We start from the raw sequence: 21552 nt of genomic DNA on the forward strand, positions 1-21552 counted from the left end.
GCATCCGGTGGCCAGGAGGTTGATAACAATGGTTCCCCTGCTTCTGGTTCTTCTGCTGGCTCTGATCCTCTTCGGCGCGGGCTTCGCCCTGAAGGCACTGTGGTGGATCGCGGTGATCGTGCTGATCGTCTGGCTGCTGGGCTTCGTCGTCCGGTCGGCGGACGGCACGGGCCGAAAGGGCCGCTGGTATCGCTGGTAGGCGCGGATCCTCGGTGTGAGGAGCGCTCCTGACAGCGCGGAACGACGTGGGGCCCGGCCGGGAACGGCCGGGCCCCACGTCGTGGTTGGTGACGCATCCCGCTCGGACGGCGGGATGGATCGGGCGTATCGGGCGCGGTGTTGGGTATGTGTGCCATGCAGCGGCCCCGCAGAAGCCGCAGTGGGAACCCTGCGCCTCCTACTTCTGCGGGGCCGGTGCCCCTTGTTGCCGCGTTGGCCCTCTGGTACGCGGCGAAGGGGGGATGCCGTCGCTCGTGACCGCGGCCGCCGCTCATGACCGTCTCCCTGGCCGACGTCAGCAGACGTTCTTGGTTCTGCTGACCCACTGCGGCAGGGTGAGACGTCCGGCGGCGGGGGTCGGCCTGCGGCGGGAGTGCGGCAGGCGGCCGCGCCCGGCGCGGTCGTCGAGGTACCGGTGCTGCTCGTGGCGGGTTCCTCCGGCCAGGGAGTGTCGCAGGAGGGAAAGGTGGGGTGCCACGGCCGCGAGGCAGTCGTTCTCCTGGTCGCCCGCCACCGCTGTCCGGTCGCCATCGGTGATCCGGCTGAGAGCTTCAATCATGGTGAGACCTCCGTTCGCCTTCTCACCTTCGCTCAGCGACCGCCCCTCGCGCGTCGTCCTGCCGCAGCGTTTCCCGGGTACCACGGTTGCGGTACCCGGGACGCCCGCCTACGGCCGGGACAGACGTGCGGGTACCCCGCGCGGACCGAGAACCCCTGGTCACGGCGTCGTGGTGGCCAGTCCGCACTGGTAGGCGATGACCACGAGCTGGGCTCGGTCGCGGGCCGCCAGTTTGGTCATGGCCCGGTTGACGTGGGTCTTCGCGGTCAATGGGCTGACGAACAGGTGCTCGGCGATCTCGTCGTTCGACAGGCCCAGGGCCACCAGCGCCACGACATCGCGTTCCCGCGGCGTCAGGCACTCCAGCCGCTCGTGGACCTGTCCCGGAACCGGCTCCGGCTGAGCGAGGAAGCGCCTGATCAGCGCGCCTGTAGCCGTGGGTGACAGCAACGCTTCGCCGGCGGCGACCGTACGGACGGCCTCGACCAGTTCCTCGGGGCGTGCGCCCTTGCCCAGGAACCCGCTCGCGCCCGCGCGCAGCGCTTCGGCGACGTGCTCGTCGTCCTCGAAGGTGGTCAGGATGAGTACCTTCACCGCCGCGAGGTCCTCGGACTCGCTGATCAGCCGGGTCGCTTCGAGGCCGTCCATCTCCGGCATGCGGATGTCCATCAGCACCACGTCCGGGTGTTGGGCCCGCGCCAGCTCCACCGCCTCGTGACCGTTGGACGCCTCGCCCACGGTCTCCATGTCGCCGGTGGACTCGAACAGCATCTTGAAGGTGCCCCGCAGCAGGGCCTGGTCATCGGCAAGCAGTACGCGAATCCTCATGCCCGTCTCTCCTGGATGTTTCGCTGACGAGCCGGCCGGGACGCAGCGGAAGGTCGGCCGTCACCATGAAGCCGCCGTCGGGACGGGGGCCCGCGTGCAGCCGCCCCCCGATCGTGGCCACCCGCTCCCGCATCCCGATCAGCCCGTGCCCGGTCCCGGCGGGCGCGGGCTGAGGGCGCGTGGTTCCGCCGTCGTCCTCGACGGTGATGGTCAGCCGCTCGGGGTGGTGGTGCAGGACCAGCCGGGCGTGGTCGGCGCCGGCGTGTTTGCGCACGTTCGTCAGGGCTTCCTGGACGATGCGGTACGCGGTCAGGTCGACGGCCGGTGTCAGAGGGGCCGCGACGCCGTGGCAGGCGTGGTCGACGGCCAGGCCGGCACGGGCGAAGGACGCCAGCAGCGCCGGGATGTCGGCCAGCCCCGGTGCGGGGGTGCGCGGTGCGACCGGGTCACCCGACTGCCTCAGCAGCCCCACGGTCACCCGCAGCTCGTCCAGCGCCGACCGGCTGGTGTCCCGGATGTCCTCCAGGGCGGTCAGTATCTGTTCGGGCTGCCGCTTCGCGAGATGAGCGGCGACGCCCGCCTGGGCGTTGATCAGCGCGATGTGGTGCGCGACGATGTCGTGCAACTCGCGTGCGATGCGTACGCGTTCGGCCGCCACCCGCTGCTGCGCCTCTTGTTCGCGCGTGCGTTCGGCGTGCACCGCCCGTTCCTCCACGGCCGCCACGTAGGCGCGGCGGGAGCGCAGGCCGTCGCCGACCGCGGCCGGCAGTGCCGTCCAGGCCAGCAATGCCACGTTGTCGGGGTTCAGCCACGATCGGGGAGCACACACGATGGCGGCGCCCACCAGGACGGCGGCCGACGCGGACGCGGTGAGCCACGTCGTGCGCCGGTCGGTCAGAAGGGCCACGGTGTACACGGACAGCAGGACCGGGCTGAGCACCAGCGGGCTCTCCCGGAACCCGAGGACCAGGAAGCTCACTCCGCAGGCGAGTGCGACGGCCAGTACGCCGATCGGGTGGCGCCTCCGCCGCAGGAGCGCGGAGCAGCCGACGCCCGCCAGGAGCACGGCGGTCCAGCGCAACGAGAAGCTGTGCTCGTGCGGTTCGATAGACGCGGCCACCACGGACAGCAGGAACAGGACGGCCAGGCCCAGTGCTTCCACCGCACCTCTCCGGCCCGGCGCTCGCCGGCTTCGCTCGCTGATCACCGCCATGCCACCACCGTAGGGTCGGCGACCGGATCAGGCATGGCGTCGCCGACCGGCACGCGACGCGTCGGCCTGGGCAGCGCCGGACGGGCCGCCGGCGACGGCCGGTCCGGCTCCCGTCCCCGTCCGGCGCCGCGATCACCCTCCGGGGAGCACGCCGGGACCGTCCCCAGGGCCGCCGACCCGGCCGGCCGGACGCGGCGATCAGATCCATGCCGGCAACATGCGTCGAGTGGCCGCCCCAGGGAACCTGTGCTGCCAATGAAGGAGAGAACACGTGGAACGGCCGTCCCGGCCGCACGGGTCGCCGAGGCGATCGCGCGCCGGGCCACTGCCGGATCCGAACCGGTGAGAAAGGCGGAACGATGAGTACCTCCGAGGAGAAGCACACCCCGCAGGTCGACGAGGAGACCAAGGAACGGTCCGCCGAGCAGCGGAACATCACCGCGCCCACCCCGCCGGACGTGCGTGCCGAGGGCGAAGGCGACGAGGACGACACCGAGCGGACCGGCCGCCGGCACTGAAGCCGCACTGGAGCGCGCGGGTGGCAGCGGCCCACCGCGCGCCGAGGTGACAGCGGCGGGCGTGCCACCCCGTGCCAGGGATGAGACCTAGTCCATCCGGCCCAGTACGTCCCGCGCCCGCCGCACGTCCCGCAGCCGCTGCTCGTACGTCGCGCCGACGGCGAGCAGCAGGACCCCGGCGAGCGCGGGCGGCACCCAGCGGGGGAGGAGCCCCGCGATCTGCACCAGGTAGGGGGCCAGCTCGTGCAGTGCGTCCAGCACGAGCACCCCGCCGCCGAGCAGCAGCGGCGCACGCAACCGGTGCCGGGCACCCAGCAGCGTGACCAGCAGCGCCGCCGCGCCCAGCAGCCAAGGCCGGGTGGCGTACACGTCGGTCCAGGCGGCAGCGAGGCTCGGGACGAGCGTGGCGGCCAGACCGGGCCCGTACGCCACCCACGACGACACCTGCGGATCCCGGCGCCGCCTCAGCAGCCCCACCACGAGTGCCGCGACCGACACCGGCACCGTGTACGGCTCCGGAGCCGTGACACCCCAGGCCGCCAGCCGTACCCAGGCGGCCAGAGCGAACAGCGCGGTGGCCGCGTAGGCGGCGGCCGGGCGGCGGTCGGCGCGCAGGGCCGTCCCGCTCACGATCACCGCGGACAGGGACAGCACCAGGGAGAGCATCCCCGCATCGACTGCCGCCAGGGCGATCGCCAGGCAGCCGGCGGCCGCACCCGCCACCTCGACCACCACCGTGGTCCGCGTGCCGGAGACCCGCGCGGCGCAGAGTGCCGCAACAGCGGGGACCACGAGCACGAGCAGCGCGGTGTGCTGCGGCGCCCAGCCCGCCGCGGCGCCCACCGCGCAGGCCAGTGCGGCGCCGTGGCCGAACGCGGCCGGGAGCGTGAGGACGCAGAGACGCCGCTTCAGGGACACGGCCGCGAAGAGCGCCGTCACGGCGGTGAGCACACCGACGGTCGCGGACCGCGTCGCCAGCGAGAGGAACCCGAGCGAGACGGACGTGACGAGGGCCAGCACCACCGCCGGGAGCGCGAAGACGCTCTCCGCCGCCCCGGCTCGCGTCACCACCGCGAGCAGGGCGGCCGTCACCAGCACCTCCACCACGAGCAATGCCGGATAGGGCACGTCCAACACCACGGGGGCGACCATGAGCGCGGACCACCCGAGCACCAGCACACCCGTCAGCGCCCGGGGCCGCCACGTCGCACTGCGCACCGCGAGTGCCAGCACTGCGGCGACGGCGGCCAGGACCAGCGGCGCCGTCTGCAACTGCGGCAGCCACGGCGCACCCACCGACACCGCCTGACGGGCACCGCCCGGTGCCCCCGACCACACCCGTGCCGCCCCATCGGCCGGCCCCAGCACCGTCAGCGCGAGCAGTGGCAGCGCCCACAGCACCGCCACGCCCTGCACGGCCGCGCAGGCGACGGCGAGACCCCGCCGCACCGCCTCGGGCAGCCGATCGGCCCCTGCCACCGCCAGCAGCGCGATGCCGAGGGCGAGATGCGCCGGAACCGCCCAGGGGGCAGGCAGCACGGGACGGACGACACCGCCGAGCGCGATGACGGCGAGCAGACCGGCCGCGAGGGACAACCCGACAGCGTGCCCAGCGGCACGATCCCGCCATGCCGCCGCCAGCGCGACACCAGCTGCGAACAGCAGCAGCGCCGCCGCGGGCGCACCGCTGCCCGGCCCGCCGGCCGTCCAGGAGAGCCACACCGCGCCCAGCACGCCCCACGCCCCCGCGCCGTACGCGCCGACCGTGGCGCTGATCCGCACCAGCCCGGCCGCAGCACGCAGCGCCACGAGCGTGTCGCACGCGGCCGTCACCAGCAGCGCGCCGCTGATCCCGTACGGGCCGGCGTCGACCGCCACCGCCCCCAGCAGCAGCGGCAGTTGGGCGGCGGCCAGCGCGGCCGGAAGCGGCAGCCGCAGCGCCTTCGTGCGCGGCAGCAGCCCGTAACCCGTCCACATGGCCGCCAGCACCGCCGTCGCCCCGGACGCGTACGCCGTGGCGTCCGCGCCCGCGAGGGCGACCGCGTACAGCGCGTAGGCGTCGAGCACCGTGAGCGCCAGAGCGAGGCCCGCCACCGCCTCGGCCGTCGACCGCAGCCCGCGCCCCAGCAGCGGCAGGGGTGCGGCCAGGGCGGCCACCGTGACCGCTCCCAGCACCAGCGAGCGTCCGCCGATCCCCAGGTGGCCCCAGCTGACCAGCGTGAACGCGACAGCCGCGATGGTCAGCAGCAGGCCGCCCAGGAGCAGCAGCACATTCTGCACGCGCGGCGCGCCGGTCTCAGGGTGATGCGAGACGGGCGCGGCCGCGGGCGGTGTCCAGGTGGGCTGCGGCAGCGCCTGAAGCCGGCTGACCAACCAGGCGCGGCGCGCCAGCAACTGAGCGCGGCGAGCGTCCAGTTGCCACAGCTCGGTGTCGATGAGCCGCAGCTCCTCGGACGGTGGCGGAACTTGAGTCATGGTGGGGAGTGTGCGCCGCGCCAGCTCGAAGGGCATGAGCGCGCCTACTCAGGACGTACTCAGGTCACGGGTGTGAGCACCGCGGCGCCGCGAGCCGGCTACCAGCTCACCGGCAACTCGAGTGGGAACCTCCTGATCGTTTTCGTGTCCCACCGGACCTCCTCCGGCGCCACTGCGAGCCTCAGGCCGGGGAATCTCTCCAGCAGCCGGCCGATCGCCACTTCGAGCTCCGCCATGGCCAACGGCATGGCGATGCAGCGGTGCCCGCCCCAGCCGAAGGTCATGTGCGGAGCGCTGTGCCGGTCGAGGTCGATGACGTGCGGGTCCGGGTAGCGCTCGGAGTCACGATTGGCCGTCAGGTACGACACGTGCACGAAGTCCCCCGCCCGGATGTGCGCACCGTCGAGTTCCACGTCCTCGAGAGCCACCCGGGGGATTCCCACCCCCTTGCGGAACGGGATGCAGCGCAGCATCTCGTGCAGGACGTCGGTCATGGTCTCGGGCCGGCTCCTGAGATGCCGCAACAGCTCGGGACGGGTCAGGAGCAGATAGGCGATATTGCTGATCTGGCAGGTTGACGTGTCCTGGCCGCTGAGCGCCAACGTCAGGGTCATGACGGCCAGTTCCCTGTCGTCGAGCCGTTCGTCTCCCTCCTGCGCCGCGGCCATCGCGCTGATGAGGTCCGGGCCGGGAGACTTCCGGCGCTCTGCGACCAGTTCGGCGAAGTAGCCCGCCAGATCGGCCTTGGCCTTCGTGGCGGCTTCCTTGTTCTCCGCACCCACGACGAGCAGTTGATGCACGCCGTCCTGGATCCAGGGCCATTCCGCCGAGTCGATGCCGAGGAGGTCCAGGACGGCGTGCCGCGGGAGCTTCTCCGACAGGTGCTCGACGACGTCCGCCGGCGGGCCCTGTCTCTCCATGTCGTCCAGCAGGCGGTCCGCGAGCTGGACGATCCGGTGCCGCATGCCGTCGACCTGCTGCTGCGTGAAGGCCTGCGAGGCCAGGTGGCGGACGCGACTGCTCTGGGGCGGGTCCATCACGTTGATCGACTCAGGGGAGACGATGGGCTCCGGCGTCATCCGGGGGTAGTCCTGACCGATGATGCCCGCCCTGCTGAACCGCTGGTCGGTGGTCACCTGCTTGACGGCATCGAAGCCCGTGACCAGCCAGGCATCCGCGGCGCCGTAGGGAAGCCGGATGCGCACGGGAGAATCGCGCTCCATCAGGGATCCGAGTGAGGGATCGAAATCCAGGGCTCTGCTGAAGTCGAACGGGCAGACCAGTGTCTCGTTGTCCGCGGACATTAACCGGCTCCTCCGGGCATGGGTACGACGTTGGTGGTGTCCACGGCCTTGCGAACGGCCTTGGCGAGGCCGATCGCGTCGCCGACGGCCCAGTAGTGGACGAAGAACAGGCGTGGCTGGTCGTCGAGGTTGTGGTGGTGCACCTCGACGAGTTCGATGCCGCCGTGCCGCAGGGCGGTGAGGACGGGCTGGACCTCGCCGGCGATCATGACCAGATCGCCGCTGACGGCGGCCCTTCCGCCACCGAGCGGCTGGAAGTTCACGGAAGTGGTGGACCCCAGCCCGGGAGGCAGCACCAGATGGCCGTCCGTGACGGTCTCACGACGGACATAGGTGCTCTTGTAGACCACCCCGTCGGTGGTGCCCTTGACGCCCATCGCCGCGTCGATGGCGAGGGTGTCCAGGTCGACGGGGGCCGCGGGCGGGGCGGGTGCGGCAGGCGGGGTACCGGTGCGGTCGAACGCGGCGCGCAGCCCCCGGCCCACGGCCACCGGATCGTGACCGTGTGCGTGCACGTGGAGCCACCAGACCGCCGGCTCGTGGGCGAGCAGGTGCTTGTGGATGGCGGTCTGCATGATCCCGTGCCGCTGCAGCACGTCGCAGACATGCTGCAGTTCGCGTTCGGTGACCACGACGTCGCCCATCAGGAGCGTGCTGTGGTCGGAGTACCGGACGAAGGACACGTGCGTGCCCAGGGCGAGCGCGGGGTCGATCAGAACGCCTCGTGAGAGGACCTTCAGGTCCCGGCGCGGAAAGGCCGTGTGGTACATGAATCGCCTCATGTCACCAGGTCGGCCGAGCACCGCGCCCACGTCCGCCCAGTCCGCCAGCCTGGTCATCACCGGTTCGACCAGGGCGTGGTCCTCCTGCCGGGCGGAGAGGGCGCCGGCGCGGGCCGGCGCAGCGCTGAGTACGGGCGCGAGGGCGGCCGCGGCCAGCATCCGGCGCCGGGACGTCGTGAATAGGGATCGTGAGAGCTGCTGTCGATGGTCAGCCATGGCATATGCCTCCTGGCTCGATCGAAGCATCGGATCCCACGTTGCCCGGTGATCGACTCAGCCTCTTCCCGCAGGTGGACTAACCCGTCGAGTGAGAGAGACGGCCCGAGCCGATGACGCTCTCCGCTGCCGCTGGGGCCTTGGGCACGCCGCCCTCGACGGCCAGGACGCCCCGTCCAGCCGTGGGCCCGGTCCGGTGAGGGGCGGCCCGTGGCGCGCTTCGCGAGCACGGTCCCGGCGGGCTGGTCGGACGCACGGACCCCGGTTCCCGAGTTCCACGGCCTCCGGTGCGCGGTCCTACACGCCGAGGTCTTTGCGGAAAACCGTGGAGCTGTGCCGGACCGTCATGCCGACCCTCAGGTAGAGGTCGAGCGCACCCGTGTCCGAGTGCGTCCAGAGGGTGCAGGAACGCAGGCCGGTGCGATGGAAGGCGCGGAAGCTGTGGCGCAACAGGAGCCGGGCGATGCCGCGGCCTCGGTGGTCGCGTCGTACGGCGACCTGCTCGAGGTAGCCCTCGTCCGTGCCCGGATCGTCCAGCGCCAGCGCCGCGCCCACCAGATGGTCGCCGGCGAAGGCCAGGGCCGACCGCTGAGGCGCGAACGTGGGCCGCCTGACGGTGTGGCCCGCCCACTCCTCGTAGCCCTGCCGCCGCTCCTGCCACTCGTCGAACGCATCCTGGACGAGAACGTGTGTGGCGGGCCCGTCCGCGGCCGCGAAGGGCCGCACCGTGATGCCCGGCGGAAGCTCGGGCACCTCGGGCTCGGCCGACATGGCGAACTCCAGCAGCCATGCCGTGACCAGAGGCGCGTACCCGTGTGCGCGCAGCAGCGCGACGGCTTCCGTGTCCGCGTCCGGCACGGTCTGCACGACGCGTTCGGTGCCGGCCTGCCGTGCCCGCGCCAGCGTCCAGTCCAGAAGCGCCGAGCCCAGGCCCCGGCCCCGATGTTCCGGATGCACATCCACCTCGGAGCGCCTGTCCACCCAGGCGCGGGCGACGAGGCGGCCGGCCGGGTCGTGAACGACGACGGTGTCCGACTCCGGCACGAGGCCCGGCCGCGTGAGGTCGGCCGCTATGGCTCCGGCGTCGCTCCGGCTCCGCCCGTACAGCAGCCGTTCGCAGTCCGTGACCAGAGCGTGAATGGCTGGGATGTCGCCGGTGGTCGAAGGTCGCGAACGGTATCCGGGCGGCAGCAGGGGCACGGGAGAAAGCACCGGCGGAGGCTAGCCGTGGGCCGGATCTCCTCGCAAGAGGGCGGACGAGGACGGCCCGGCCGTGTGGCCCCCGTCCGTGCCGGAGCCGACTCGGAGCGCGGACGTCATGCGCGTCCCGGCGTCCCAGGAAGCCTGTGACCCTCGGCCGTGCCGGACGCTCACCGGTCGGCCCGAAGCCCGGCGAGGACCAGGGAGACGGCCTGCTCGGCCCATTGCGGGTGACCGGCGCGTCCAGCCATGTAGTCGGCGTAGAACGGGCCGAGGAGCGCCGACACGGCCGCTTCGAGATCGGCGTCCTCGCGGATCTGCCCGGCCTGCCGCGCCTGTTCCAGTGCATCTCGCAGGAGGCTCCGGCGGGGGAGCACGGTGCGTTCGCGCAGCAGGGCGAGGAGTTCCGGTGTGTGCGCCTCTTCTGCGAGACAGGTGCCGATGAGCGCCATGCCGTTGACTCGCTCGATGGTGGCGGCGAAGTCCTTCAGGATGTCCACCAGATCGGTGTGCAGCTCTCCTCGCGGGGACGGCGCGTCCGCCATGCGGGCTGCGGCGAGGGCCGCGGTGAGGAGGTCGGCCTTGGTCTTCCAGCGCAAGTGGATGGTGGACTTGCTGACCTGCGCCGCGGCGGCCACCTGGCTGAGGCTCATGCGCGTGTAGCCCTGAGAAGCCAGCAGTTCCAGAGCGGCCTGCAGGATGGCGGCGTCTTTCTCGGCGGAGCGCGGCCGCCCCGCGGACTTGGTTTCCGTTCCACTCACCTGGCCAGGATAGTTGGGCGCGGATGCCGGCCCGACCTCGTCCCCCTGCGCTGATCCACTGCTCAGGGGCGCAGGCCGGGCCGACGGCTGGCTCCCCGTGCTCCTCGCTGGGGATGGTGGCGCGACCGGGCTGCCGCACGGAGGCGGAAGACGGGGCGAGCGCGGACGGATGGCGGTGTGCCCGGTCACCGGGACTTCCGTTCAGGCGCTCGTGCGGGTTCCCGCGATGTGGAAGTTGAAGTCGGCGTGGCCGAGCGCGCCCCACAGCCGCAGCCATATGGGCAGCATCATCTCGGTGCCGCGCGCGGTGGCGATGTCGCCGAGGTCGATGATGCTCGCGGCGGGCCAGCCGAAGGACATCAGGAGTTCCGTGACGCGCTTCTTCGCGTCGGGGTCGTCACCGGAGACGAACACGTCGTGTGGGCCCGCCACCCTGGACGGGTCGACCATGACCTCGCAGTTCATCGTGTTGAGGGCCTTGACGACTCGCGTGTCGGGGAAGGCGCGCTGGATCTGCTCACCGAGGCTGTCGGTGTTGACCGGACTCAGCGACGGCGGCATCCCGGCGGAGAAGTCAAGCGGGTTGGCGATGTCGATGAGTGTCTTCCCGGCCAGGTTGTCCGTGCCCGCGGCGGTCAGGGCCTCCAGGCTGGCGGCACCCGCGGTCGTGTTGACCACGGTCTCGGCCCAGGCCGCCGCCTCCGTGAAGGCGACGAGGCGCACGGCGAGGTGGCTCGCCTGCCACTGTGCGAAAGGGGCATTGCCGTAGCCGTCGGATGCGGTGCGGGCCAGGGTGGACTTCGGGTCACGGGTGCCGACGACGGTCTCGTGTCCGAGGGCGGTGAGCTTGGCGGCGATGGTCCGGCCGACGACACCGGTGCCGAGAACGGCGTAACGCATGAGGGTTCCTTTCGGAGGGGGCGGACGCGAAAACCGGCCCGCCTGATAAAAACTAAACCGAGTGGTTCGGTATTGCAAGTGAACCGTGCGGGTGGAGGTGACGACGGTGTGGCGACCGGATGCGCTGCCCGTCCGGGCAGTAGATGCAAAGGGCATATGCCCTTGTCACTCGAAATGGTGCTGTAGCGGGCGGAGTGCCTGGTGAGGGGGCGTGGCCGGGAACACCCGCCAGGAACGAAGCAATGCCGCCCCTCGAAAGGAAACGCTCGATGGCTCCTTTTTCGGCTCGTCGTGTACGGCGCCTGGCTTGCGTCGGGGTCGCCCTGGCAGCGGCCGTCCTCCCCGTGGCGTCGGCCGCTCCCGCCGGCGCCGTGACCCGGGAGGCACACGTCTCGTACATCCAGAAGGACGGCTGGGGGAACATCAAGTACGACGTGCGCTTCAATGGCACCGTCAGGTCCGACGGCCCGACCCGGTACGTGATCCAGGGGGAGCTGGACGCCTACTGTCACGACAGCACGATCACCGGACAGTCCGTCACACTGGGCTACGGGGCCTCGAAGAGCGGCTGGCAGTACAAGAGCTACTGGTGCACCGACACGCCGGTCAAGATCAACATTGAGGGCAACCGGTCCTCTGGCGACACCGTCGATCTGATCGTGGGCGCTACCAGCGGTGTGTTCAACACCTATAACTACGGCAGCAAGCAAACCTTCGACGTCGGAATCGACTGACCCTGGCGCGGCAGCCTCCGTGGCCTTCCGGCCCGGAAGCCGATGTCGTGCCGAGGCCACACGGCGCACCACGAGATGCCCGACACGAGAACCCGGCATCGCCCGTCAGGGCATCGGCGACGGCTGCCGCGCCATCGGCGCAGGGCCGCTCCGCCGTGATCAGTCGGCCTGGTAGTGGATCAGGTCCGGCAGTATCGCGGAACTCACCGGAGCCGTCAGCCGGAACTCGATCAGCCGCACCGGACAACCCTTGGCGACCAGTTGCGCGAGAGCGGTCAGCCGATGGTTGCCGTCGAGTACGAGGGAACGGCCCGGACCCAGGGCGTAGGTGGCGAGGGTCAGCGAGACGCCCGGGCCGTCGAGCCGGGTCGCGTACTGGTCCCGTAGCGCCTCTATCCTCGACCGGCGCTCGCCACGGAGGACGGACAGGTCCGTCACGAGCTCCGCGTGCCGGATGGGCACGGCGTCCGCGTGGTCGTATTCGACCTCACCGGAACCGGATGCGTCGCGATACCAGGGGGCGTGATAACCCCCCAGGTCGGACAGCCGGTAGGGGGTGAGTTCGGTGGAGATCATGGACAGCCGGACGGTTCCGTCATCCCGTCGGACCATTTCCGACAACGCTGTCCAGTCGAGGCTGGTGCGGATGCGGTCCGCTCCCTCGGTGAAATGGGCCTTGAACACCTCGAAAGGCACGGGAGCAGTCCCGATCCGCAACAGCTCCCGTGTCGTCGTGTCGATCCCGTCCGCCCAGTGAGCAGCCACGATTCTCGATCTCCTCGCATGGAACGCGGCGGTCTCCCGCAGTGTCCCGACCACCGAGGTGAAATCGGACCAGTCGTCGCGCGTCCACTGCGCATGGGAACGGAGCGAGGAGCCAAGTCTGTCAGTGATCGTCTCCAACACCCGCGATACCGTCCGCAGATACTCTTCCTGCATCGGTCGCCGGGCGAGAGGCACCAATGACAGCCCGGCTCTGCAGTCGTACAACGCCCTGCGGGTCAACTCCGGCGCGCTGCCTTCTCGTAACTGCGACACCGAGAACGTCAGATAGGCGACCTTCTCCGTCAGCTCGAGATCGGCGAGTGCCTCTTGGATGTTTCCCTGACGCCGGGCGAGCAGCATGCCCACGACCATCGTGGTGACGGCACCCAGACCGAAGCTGGATGCCCAGTCCGACCAGCTCCAGGGCTCGCCGCGCCACCACAGGAACAGATCCATGGCCCCGGCGGCGACGGGGAGTACCGCCAGAGGCCAGTAGTCCGTCCATAACGACCGTGCTCTCGGCATCCTCGTCCCTCCTCGGGCCGCGGGGCCGCGGCCTCACACGCGGAAGACAGGCTGCGACGAATGCCGGTTGCACCAGCGTCGCTCCTGCCCGTGCTCCGGGGTCATCGACCACCAGAATCGACGGCCTCGACAACTCGGAAACGTTCCGCGACGACGAGAGTGTCGTCGTCGATGACCGGAGTGCGTCCGAGATACTCGCTCACGCCGTCACCGCGGAAGAACTCCTCGTGGGCCGCCCGCCACTCGGCGACGTCGGCGTAGCCGCGTCCCTCGGCTCGCGCGAAGTCGTCGTCGATCTCCTTCACGGGAACGACACGGACGTCGACGAGCTCGATCGTGACGGCCGGACGGCCTGCGGAATCAAGCACCGAGAACCGCTGGCCGGCTAACGGAACCGCCTCCCCGGCGTGCTCGTGGATCTCCAGAAGCCCCGTGAGCGCGGTCTTCCGCCCGCTCAGGATCGCCTCCACACCCCGGTCACGCTCCGGACCCGGGAAGGCGAGTTCCAGCGTCGGCAGGTCGTCATGTCCCATCGAGTGAGCGTATGAAGGCCGACCGGGCTGATCAAGGGGGAGTGCACCGCTGGGTGCTGGCATCGGGAATCCGTCTTGACCGCACTGGTCTGCAGGATGCCGCCGGAGGTATGGCTGGATGCCGAGGAGGACCGCCTCGACATCTACGACACCTACACGGTGGGGATGCTGCCCGACGACCCGTGCCGACCGTGGTCGGTGTCGTGGGATCGACCGTCCCAGTCCGCTCGCGACGCCGGCCGCCGGTGTCCGACCGCCCTGCCCGCATCTCGGGCGGGGCGGTCGGCGTGAGCCACTCCGTCGCGTTCGCGTACCGGCGCAGCCGGCACGGCGGGCTGGTTACAGTGCGCGCTGCAGACGGTCCGCCATCAGCTTGACGAAGCGCGCCGGGTCCTTCGGCTGGCCGCCTTCGGCGAGCACGGCCAGACCGTGAAGGAGCTCGGCGGTCTCAGCGAGCGTCGCGTGGTCCGTGCGCTCCGCGTGGGCCTGGTTGAGATCCTTCACGAGCTGGTGGTCGGGGTTGAGTTCCAGGATGCGCTTGGTGCGGGGCACCTCTTGGCCCATCGCCCGGTACATGTTCTCCAGGGCAGGGGTCAGGTCGTCGGCATCGGAGACCACGCAGGCCGGGGAGACGGTCAGGCGAGAGGACAGGCGCACCTCCTTGACCTCCTCGCCCAGCTGCTTCGTCATCCAGTCGAGGAGCCCGGCGTACTCCTCGCTCTGCTTCTGCTTCTGCTCGTTCTCGGACGCGTCGGCGTCCTCGGTGTCGAGGTCGATACGGCCCTTCGCGACGGACCGCAGTTTCCTTCCTTCGTACGTGCCGACGGCGTCGGCCCAGACCTCGTCGACGGGATCGGTCAGCAGCAGCACCTCGATCCCGCGATCCCGGAACGCTTCCATGTGAGGGGAGTTCTCGATGCTCTGCCGGGACTCGCCGGTCAGGTAGTAGATGTCGTCCTGCCCGTCCTTCATTCGCTCCAGGTACGCCTTGAGCGTGGTCTGCTCGGTGTCGTGGTGCGTGCTCGCGAACGAGGCCACGGCGAGAAGGGCGTCGCGGTTGTCCGAGTCGGTGACCAGTCCCTCCTTGAGTACGGTGCCGAACTCCCGCCAGAACGTCGCGTACTGCTCCGCGTCCTTGGTCATCATGTCCTTGACCGTGGAGATGACCTTCTTCGTCAGGCGGCGGCGCATCATGTCGATGTGACGGTCTTGCTGGAGGATCTCGCGGGAGACGTTGAGCGAGAGATCCGCCGCGTCGACGACTCCCTTGACGAAGCGGAGGTAGGGCGGCAGCAGCGCCTCGCAGTCCTCCATGATGAGCACGCGCCTGACGTAGAGCTGCAGACCCCGCTTGTAGTCGCGGTTGAACAGGTCATAGGGCGCGTGGGCGGGCAGGAACAGCAGCGCCTGGTACTCGAAGGTGCCCTCCGCCTGGAGCCTGATCGTCTCCAGCGGGTCGCGCCAGTCGTGCCCGACGTGCTTGTACAGCTCGTGGTACTCCTCCTCGGACACCTCGTCGCGGGAGCGCGCCCACAGGGCCTTGGTGGAGTTCAGCGTCTCGGGTGCCGACGCCTCGCCGCTCCCCTCCTCCGAGCTCTCGCCGTCCGAGCCCGGGCCTTCGGACGCCATACGGATGGGCCAGGTGATGAAGTCCGAGTACCGCTTGATGATCTCCCGGATCTTGAACGGGGAGGTGTAGTCGTGCAGTTGGTTGTCCGGGTCGGCCGGCTTGAGGTGGAGGGTGACCGAGGTGCCCTGCGGCGCGTCGGCGACCGTCTCCAACGTGTAGGTTCCCTCACCGCGTGATGTCCAGCGGGTGCCCTCGCTCTCCCCGGCGCGCCGCGTCACGAGGGTCACCGCGTCCGCCACCATGAAGCCGGAGTAGAAGCCGACGCCGAACTGGCCGATGAGGCCTTCCTCGGCTCCCTCCTTGGCCTCCCGCAGTTCCTGCAGGAACTGGGCGGTGCCCGAGTGCGCGATCGTGCCGATGAGCTGTCCCACCTCCTCGTAGGACATCCCGATGCCGTTGTCGCGCACGGTCAGGGTGCGGGCGTCCTTGTCGATGTCGAGCTCGATGTGCAGGTCGGAGACATCGGCGTCGAGGGAATCGTGCCGCAACTTCTCGAGGCGCAGCTTGTCCAGCGCGTCGGAGGCGTTGGAGACGAGCTCGCGGAGGAAGACGTCCTTGTTCGAGTAGACGGAGTGAATCATCAGCTGCAGCAGCTGACGGGCTTCCACCTGGAACTCAAAGGTTTCGGTTGCCATGTGCGCGTATACCTCACGGGTCCTGTAGTCGGACAACTTGCTGGGTGACTGAAAAGGCGTCGGACGTAGAGCTCTGGTTCACCGCGGTGCGGGCGTGCGTGATTCGTGGTGTGGCGGCCGCCGGCGGCCGCACTCCCCGCCAGGGTCTCGGCAAGCCCGTGGGCCGCCTCCCCGAGCACCGCCCGCGGGCCGCCGTCGCCGCGTCGACGGGCGCCGCGGCTGCCCTCGGCTAGCCGGGGTTGGTGGCGGACGTCGGGAGCGCGTCGAGCTGGGCGGCGAGGTCGGGGTGGTCCGCCAGGTGGGGGCGGGCGGCGTTCAGGGGACGGATGAGGGCGGCGGGATCGTCCTGGGCGAGGGCAGCGTCGAGTTCCGTCACCGGACGGCGGGCGGCGGCGGGCAGGTCGGTGAGGGCGGTGATCTGGGCGGCCACGCGGCGCAGGCCGGCGGCGTTGTTCCGGGCCCAGGCGCTGGTGCTGCGCTGTGCGGCGCGGTGTTCGCGGGTGGCCTGGACGCGCTGTTCGCCGGTGGTTCCGGCGGGACCGGGCCGATTGCGCAGGTAGCGGCGTTCGGCGGCCTGGCGGCTGGCGACCCCGAGCGGCAGTGCGAGGTCGGCCCAGCTGGCACCCGCGTCGCGAGCCGTCTCGATCAGATGGGTCTCCCACCCGGCGAGCTGCTCACGGACGTGGCGCAGCAGCAGCAAGGAGGCCAGCGCCCGCTCCGGTCCGACGCCGGCCGCGGCGGCGGAAGCAGCGGGGGAATGTCGCTGGGCGCTCCGCAGAGCGTCGTCCATGGCTTCCAGAGCTGCCGCGGCAGCGAGGAACGACGTCGGGCCCTGGGCGTCGGTGGAGGCCGAGGCCGGTCGGTCAGGTCGATCCGCTGTCGTCATGGCGCCCTCCTCAAGTCGTCATCGCCTGGACGACTGCCAATACTGTCATCCATCGGGTGACAAGCTACATCGGTTTCGCGAGGCGTACCGGCAGCTTCTGCCCCTACCTGCCGGAGATGTCCTCCCGACGCCGATGCGCAACCCGTCCTTCGCGAACTCGACGGGCCGGCGCGGCAACTGACCGGCCATGAGCGTGCTCAGTCGCAAGCCACCGTGCCCTCTGCACGCCTCCGACGGCCGCTGGGGGAGCGGAGGACCGGCTCGGGCAGGATGGGCTGACATGACGGGTGGGAGAGACGGGCTCGTGGAGCTGCTGGAGCGTGCCGGACTGGAAGTCGTGGGGGAGCAGCGGATCGAGGAGGTACTGCCGCCCCGGGCCGCGTGGCGCTCGGTCGTCTCGGGCGTAGCCAAGCCGACCGCGACGGTACGGGGAGAATCGCCCGACCGGGTCTCCGCGTTGAACGACGAGTGGCTTCGGATCGCGGTCAGCAGTGGGGTCGTCGGCGAGGACGGCATCTTCCTCATCGACGTCGCCGGTGACCGGACGGGTTGCGCACCCCGGCGATGGACGAGGGTGAAGCTCACCGACCGGTGGGACCTGGCCGGAGTCCTCGGCGAACGGCCCGGGCGTCCGGACTTCGTGACGCTCTCGACGGACGGGAGCGCCTTGCTCGGGGTGACCGCCGAGGAGGACGAGGTCCGGCTCGTCGCACTGGACCGCATCCCGGAGCGCCAAGAGGCGGCGGCGCAGGACGCCGCCCGAGAGACACCTGAGGAAAGGGCAGTTGCCTGGGCCACGCTGCTTCGGGGACCGGCGCCGTCGACAAGGCTGCGCGAGCTGTGGGCGCACGGACTGGTCCGCAACCCGGTCATGCCCGAGGCCCTGCGCGCCGGGCTGCTGGGTCTGTCCCACCTCCTCCTGTGGCGCCCCCTTCCGGCGGAGGTGGTCGAGGCGGCCATGGCCCACCCCGACTGGAAAGTCCGGCAGTTGCTGGCCGAGGCTCAGCCGAACATCACGTCCGAGCAGTGGTCCCGTCTGATCCTGGGCGAGCGGAACGAGCGGTACCGGTGGATCCTCACCCTGCTCGCGGCCGACCGGCGCGAGCAGCTCCCCGAGGCCGCCTGCGCCCAGCTCGCCGCGGACTCCTCCGCACGGGTCCGTGAAGAGACCGTCCGCCTGCACGGCCTGCCCGCAGACCTGCTCAGCGCCCTTGCCGGTGACGCCGATCCGTCCGTACGCGCCTCGGCCTGCCGAGCAGCCTGGCCCCATCTGGAAGGCCCGGCCCGGACGGCACTCCTCGACGACCCCGACGGCCGGGTCCGTGTCCGGGCCCTGCTCCGGTACCACCAGGACCACCCGATGCCCCGCTCGGTCCTCGACTCCGGGGAACCCGGGAACGAGGCGAACGACGCGCTGCGGGACTGCCACCTGGAGCGCGCACTCGCGCGACACCTGGCCGAGCACGGCGATGCCGCACAACGCCGTCTCCTCGCGGCCAACCCCACCTGGACCCGGACCTGGTGCTCCGCCTCGCCCGGGACCCGGAGGAATCCGTGCGCTTCGAGGTGTCCAAGCGCCCTGACCTCACCGAGGAACAGCGGGCAGGCGTCGACTTCGACTTCGACCCCGGCGTGCACTGTCGCCCGCTCGACTGGGTCACGGCACTGCACGACGATCCCGACGCCATGCGCCGCCTCGCCGCTTCCTCCCACCCCCTCGTGCGCAGAAGCGTCGCCCGGGCCGGACGCCTTCCACCCGACGTCGTGGCACGCCTGTCCCGCGACGAGGACCGTGTCGTCCAGCTCTTCCTCACCGAATCCTGCGACGACGCGCCCGCCGAGACGCTGCTGCGGGTGTGGCAGTGGTGGACCGGCAGCCTCAGTACCCCCGATCGCCCCCACGGACATCCGAACTTCCCCCGCCGAGACCTGCTCCGCCACGCCGACGACCCGAACCCGAGGATGCGCCGACTGGCCCTGGACGATCCGGAATCGACAGACGAACTCGTCGAACGGTTCAGCCGGGACGGCGAGGAGGAAGTACGGTACCGGGCGGCCACCGACCAGCGGCTGACACCCGCGTCGGCTGTGCGGCTGCTCGACGACCCGCACGAGCGCGTGCGCCGTGCGGCTGCCAGACACCCCCGGCTGCCCGCCCGGGTGGTGGTCCGGCTGCTGCACGATCCCGACACCGCCGAAACCGCCGCCCAGCACCCCTCGCTGCCCGTCCCGGTCATGGAGCAGATGCTTCAGCGCATCAAGCCAGTCGTAGAGGCCACCCCGGGGCCATGAGCGGGCACGCTCGCGACGCGGTGCCGGCGCCGGAGTCAGCCGACTGCCGGTGCGTCCCCCCTTGCGGTGACGAGCCCGCGTGGTGCCGCCCGCGCCTGCCCGCGCTGCAGCACAGTGGGCCGGTGTCTCCTCGCGCTGTGATCCTTCTCCTCCTGGTGCTGCTCGGTGTCACGGGCTGTGCCACGGTGACTCCCGGCTCCCCGTCGGCCGACGGCCGCCCCCTGGACGTACGGGCACCTCTCGGATCGGACGGACCGGCCGCTCCGACGCCCGTGGCACAGCCCCGGGCGTCCTCCGCACTGGTACGAACGGGAGCCCACCAGACACGGCACACGCCCAAGGCCAGGCAGACGCACCGGCACCGCTCCCGAGTTGCTGTGGCTCCCACCCAACAGCAGCCACACAGGGCGCCCGTACGGACGCGTTCGGTGCCGCGCGGCCACCCCACCCCGGGTCGGCGGCCGCACCCGCGCGCGCGAGACCGGCACCGTGACGTGCAGGCGCCACCGAGGCCCGCTTGGCCTCGGACTCAGCCGTATCCCCGACAGATGCGGCAGCTGTGCCACAGCGCGGACGGGGTGGCCGCCCCCGACATCGCGGGCCTGTGCCATCAGGCCTGGGGCTAGGGTGCGTTCGGCGAGTTCCCCACAAGTTCCCGAGCTGGCCAGCGGGAACGCGATCGCCACGACGGTCGGGCCGCCACCGTCCCTCCCCGCCCGGCCCGGTCTCCAGCCACATCCTGGATGGCTGCGGGCACTGGATCCAGCAGGAACCCTCAGGAGGTCTCCCGTCTGATGTCGGCGGCCGGAAACGGGGTCAGCTTGCTCTCGTCGAGGAACCGGCGGTGGAATTCGCTCAGGACCAAGGCAGCTCGGGCATGCCGGTCCACGATCGCGGCGATCTCGCGAGGGATGTCGCCAGGCCGGTTGCCGTCGATCCACTCGCGCAGGAACGCCTCGTGTCCCATACCGTCGCGCATGCCATCGGGCAGGTGGTGGTGGAGCAGATGGTTCATCGTGTGGCAGCGGTCGTACACGAGGTGGGCGGAGAGGAACTCCCCTTCCACCGCCGACAGTTCGAAGCCGGAGCTCAGGGCGAGCCCGAAGTCCGCGAAGTAGATCAGCCGGCCGTCGGTCAGGACGTTGGCGAAGTGCGCATCGAAGTGGACGAGTCCGCGCGAGCTCATGAAGTCGCTCCCACGCGTCAGGGCCGTCTCCACCTGTGAATACGGCGAGCCCTCGCCGGAATCCGGCGCGGCGGTCCGGTGCTCGTGCAGCCAGTCGGCGAGTGTCCGCGGGATGTGTTCCAGGAAGAGCACCAGGCTGAACGAGGAACGGCCGATGGCCTCCAGGCGCTCGGCCACGGCCGATGACCCCTCCCAGTGCGCGACGGCCCCGTCGATGCCTCCGAACGCGTCGGCGAAGCCCTCGGGCGGGGAGTCGGGCAGGACGCGCCAGTGGTACATCAGCGGGAATCCCTCGTACTCGTTCCCGAGAACCCAGTTGGTGGTCATGACGTGCACGGCCAGTTCCCGCCAGGCCCCGAACCCGGCCGAGCCCACCCCGTACTGGTAGAACATCGGCAGTCCGAAGAGGTTCGCGGTCGACCGCAAGTTCTCCGGACGCAACTCGGTGTCCGTGAGGGGTACCCGCTTGACGAACACCCGGGTGCCGTCGACATCCAGCTCCGCCGACCTGCCGCCGATGCCGGACCCAAGTGGTTCCGCGGCGGCCACGGCCTCACCGAGCCGACGATCGCTCAGCAGGGACAGACGCGTGGCCACGATCCCGTACGCGGCGAGCCGCTGGGCATACCGCGGGTCCGGATGACGCACGGACGGCCGCTCCGTGCCCTGGCACAGGTCCTCAGTGATCTCACGCACCCGAAAGACCTTATCCGTCACCCGAAAACCGCTGGGCCGTCCGCCCTTGTTCGGGCATGATCAACTCGTGGAACCGTACCTGGAGACCGAGCGTCTGGCCCTGCGCCACTTCACCGCCGCCGACGCGGACCTGCTGATCGAGCTGGACAGCGACCCGGCGGTCATGCGCTACCTGAGTGGCGGCAACCCGACCGCACCGGAACTCATCCGGGAGCGCTACCTGCCGAACATCCTCGCCGGCTACCAGAAATGGGGCGGCGACCTCGGACTGTTCGCCGCGCACGAGAAGGACGGCGGCGCCTTCGTCGGCTGGTTCATCCTGCGTCCCGAGCCGGAGGGCCCGCTGGACGAAGTGGAACTCGGCTACCGGCTGCGGCAGGCGGCCTGGGGCAAGGGTTATGCCACCGAGGGCTCGCGGGCATTGCTGGGCAAGGCGTTCACGGAGCTCGGAGTGCGCATGGTCTGGGCCGAGACGATGTCCGTGAACCAGGGTTCGCGCAACGTCATGGAGAAGCTCGAGATGACGCTGGCGTGCACCATCCCCGTGCCCGCCGACATGGTGACGGTCGAGGGCTCCGAGCATGGAGGCGTGCGCTACGAGATCACCAAGGAGCGGTGGGAGCGGCAGTAGCCCGCGGGGCGGTGGCATCGGCACATGTCCGGCGGCCCGGCGAGGCGGCGCGACCGCCCGCGGG

Annotated in this window: 20 protein-coding genes; 6 read left to right on the plus strand and 14 right to left on the minus strand. The window is 70.8% G+C overall.

Going from position 1 to position 21552, the window contains the following annotated elements; translation table 11 throughout:
* Positions 1 to 28 precede the first annotated feature (28 nt).
* Positions 29 to 199, plus strand: a complete 171-nt coding sequence (locus ACWCPN_RS13255; RefSeq protein WP_030338097.1) for a hypothetical protein — start codon at positions 29 to 31, stop codon at positions 197 to 199.
* A gap of 315 nt (positions 200 to 514) precedes the next feature.
* Here ACWCPN_RS13255 and ACWCPN_RS13260 read toward each other — a convergent pair whose 3' ends face one another.
* The 3 genes from ACWCPN_RS13260 to ACWCPN_RS13270 form a co-directional block, all read right to left on the minus strand.
* Positions 515 to 778: a hypothetical protein gene (locus ACWCPN_RS13260; protein ID WP_451204961.1), complete on the minus strand. Its 264-nt coding sequence runs from the start codon at positions 776 to 778 to the stop codon at positions 515 to 517.
* 159 nt (positions 779 to 937) lie between these two features.
* Positions 938 to 1606, minus strand: coding sequence for a response regulator (locus ACWCPN_RS13265; protein WP_451204963.1), 669 nt, complete (start codon positions 1604 to 1606; stop codon positions 938 to 940).
* A complete protein-coding gene (locus ACWCPN_RS13270) occupies positions 1578 to 2768 on the minus strand; it encodes a sensor histidine kinase (RefSeq protein ID WP_451204965.1) in 1191 nt (396 codons plus the stop codon). The genes ACWCPN_RS13265 and ACWCPN_RS13270 overlap by 29 nt, the downstream gene beginning before the upstream one ends.
* Before the next feature lie 410 nt (positions 2769 to 3178).
* Here ACWCPN_RS13270 and ACWCPN_RS13275 point away from each other — a divergent pair, with 410 nt between their 5' ends.
* Positions 3179 to 3337, plus strand: a complete 159-nt coding sequence (locus tag ACWCPN_RS13275) for a hypothetical protein (RefSeq protein WP_451204967.1) — start codon at positions 3179 to 3181, stop codon at positions 3335 to 3337.
* Positions 3338 to 3424: 87 nt separating this feature from the next.
* Here ACWCPN_RS13275 and ACWCPN_RS13280 read toward each other — a convergent pair whose 3' ends face one another.
* The 6 genes from ACWCPN_RS13280 to ACWCPN_RS13305 all read right to left on the minus strand — a co-directional run bounded on the left by ACWCPN_RS13280 (position 3425) and on the right by ACWCPN_RS13305 (position 10975).
* Positions 3425 to 5812, minus strand: a complete 2388-nt coding sequence (locus ACWCPN_RS13280; RefSeq protein ID WP_451204969.1) for an SCO7613 C-terminal domain-containing membrane protein — start codon at positions 5810 to 5812, stop codon at positions 3425 to 3427.
* Positions 5813 to 5910: 98 nt separating this feature from the next.
* Positions 5911 to 7116 (minus strand): cytochrome P450, encoded by a 1206-nt coding sequence (locus tag ACWCPN_RS13285; RefSeq protein WP_451204971.1) that lies wholly within the window; start codon positions 7114 to 7116, stop codon positions 5911 to 5913.
* Positions 7116 to 8114 carry a DUF1259 domain-containing protein gene (locus ACWCPN_RS13290; protein WP_451204973.1) on the minus strand — a complete coding sequence of 333 codons (999 nt, stop codon included), beginning with the start codon at positions 8112 to 8114 and terminating at the stop codon, positions 7116 to 7118. The genes ACWCPN_RS13285 and ACWCPN_RS13290 overlap by 1 nt, the downstream gene beginning before the upstream one ends.
* Before the next feature lie 297 nt (positions 8115 to 8411).
* Positions 8412 to 9326, minus strand: coding sequence for a GNAT family N-acetyltransferase (locus ACWCPN_RS13295; protein WP_451204975.1), 915 nt, complete (start codon positions 9324 to 9326; stop codon positions 8412 to 8414).
* Between the two features lie 158 nt (positions 9327 to 9484).
* Positions 9485 to 10075 carry a TetR/AcrR family transcriptional regulator gene (locus ACWCPN_RS13300; protein ID WP_451204977.1) on the minus strand — a complete coding sequence of 197 codons (591 nt, stop codon included), beginning with the start codon at positions 10073 to 10075 and terminating at the stop codon, positions 9485 to 9487.
* A 201-nt stretch (positions 10076 to 10276) separates the two neighbouring features.
* Positions 10277 to 10975 carry an NADPH-dependent F420 reductase gene (locus ACWCPN_RS13305; protein ID WP_451204979.1) on the minus strand — a complete coding sequence of 233 codons (699 nt, stop codon included), beginning with the start codon at positions 10973 to 10975 and terminating at the stop codon, positions 10277 to 10279.
* A gap of 269 nt (positions 10976 to 11244) precedes the next feature.
* Here ACWCPN_RS13305 and ACWCPN_RS13310 point away from each other — a divergent pair, with 269 nt between their 5' ends.
* Positions 11245 to 11709 (plus strand): hypothetical protein, encoded by a 465-nt coding sequence (locus ACWCPN_RS13310; RefSeq protein WP_451204981.1) that lies wholly within the window; start codon positions 11245 to 11247, stop codon positions 11707 to 11709.
* A gap of 159 nt (positions 11710 to 11868) precedes the next feature.
* Here ACWCPN_RS13310 and ACWCPN_RS13315 read toward each other — a convergent pair whose 3' ends face one another.
* From ACWCPN_RS13315 to htpG, 3 genes are all read right to left on the minus strand, one after another.
* Positions 11869 to 12930, minus strand: a complete 1062-nt coding sequence (locus ACWCPN_RS13315) for a hypothetical protein (RefSeq protein WP_451204983.1) — start codon at positions 12928 to 12930, stop codon at positions 11869 to 11871.
* Between the two features lie 170 nt (positions 12931 to 13100).
* The gene (locus tag ACWCPN_RS13320; RefSeq protein WP_451204985.1) at positions 13101 to 13532 is read right to left on the minus strand and encodes an ASCH domain-containing protein; all 432 of its coding nucleotides are present in this window, start codon (positions 13530 to 13532) and stop codon (positions 13101 to 13103) included.
* 339 nt (positions 13533 to 13871) lie between these two features.
* A complete protein-coding gene (gene htpG / locus ACWCPN_RS13325; RefSeq protein ID WP_451204987.1) occupies positions 13872 to 15797 on the minus strand; it encodes a molecular chaperone HtpG in 1926 nt (641 codons plus the stop codon).
* A gap of 44 nt (positions 15798 to 15841) precedes the next feature.
* Between htpG and ACWCPN_RS13330 the strand changes: the two genes are divergently transcribed.
* Positions 15842 to 16030, plus strand: a complete 189-nt coding sequence (locus tag ACWCPN_RS13330; protein WP_451204989.1) for a hypothetical protein — start codon at positions 15842 to 15844, stop codon at positions 16028 to 16030.
* Here ACWCPN_RS13330 and ACWCPN_RS13335 read toward each other — a convergent pair.
* Positions 16027 to 16683, minus strand: coding sequence for a type III effector protein (locus tag ACWCPN_RS13335; protein WP_451204991.1), 657 nt, complete (start codon positions 16681 to 16683; stop codon positions 16027 to 16029). The genes ACWCPN_RS13330 and ACWCPN_RS13335 overlap by 4 nt on opposite strands.
* A gap of 1521 nt (positions 16684 to 18204) precedes the next feature.
* Here ACWCPN_RS13335 and ACWCPN_RS13340 point away from each other — a divergent pair.
* Positions 18205 to 18975 carry a HEAT repeat domain-containing protein gene (locus ACWCPN_RS13340; RefSeq protein ID WP_451204993.1) on the plus strand — a complete coding sequence of 257 codons (771 nt, stop codon included), beginning with the start codon at positions 18205 to 18207 and terminating at the stop codon, positions 18973 to 18975.
* Between the two features lie 775 nt (positions 18976 to 19750).
* Here ACWCPN_RS13340 and ACWCPN_RS13345 read toward each other — a convergent pair.
* The gene (locus ACWCPN_RS13345; protein ID WP_451205288.1) at positions 19751 to 20809 is read right to left on the minus strand and encodes a protein kinase family protein; all 1059 of its coding nucleotides are present in this window, start codon (positions 20807 to 20809) and stop codon (positions 19751 to 19753) included.
* Between the two features lie 115 nt (positions 20810 to 20924).
* Here ACWCPN_RS13345 and ACWCPN_RS13350 point away from each other — a divergent pair, with 115 nt between their 5' ends.
* Positions 20925 to 21488, plus strand: a complete 564-nt coding sequence (locus ACWCPN_RS13350) for a GNAT family N-acetyltransferase (RefSeq protein ID WP_451204995.1) — start codon at positions 20925 to 20927, stop codon at positions 21486 to 21488.
* Positions 21489 to 21552 lie beyond the last annotated feature (64 nt).

This window comes from Streptomyces sp. NPDC002386 (assembly GCF_053593175.1).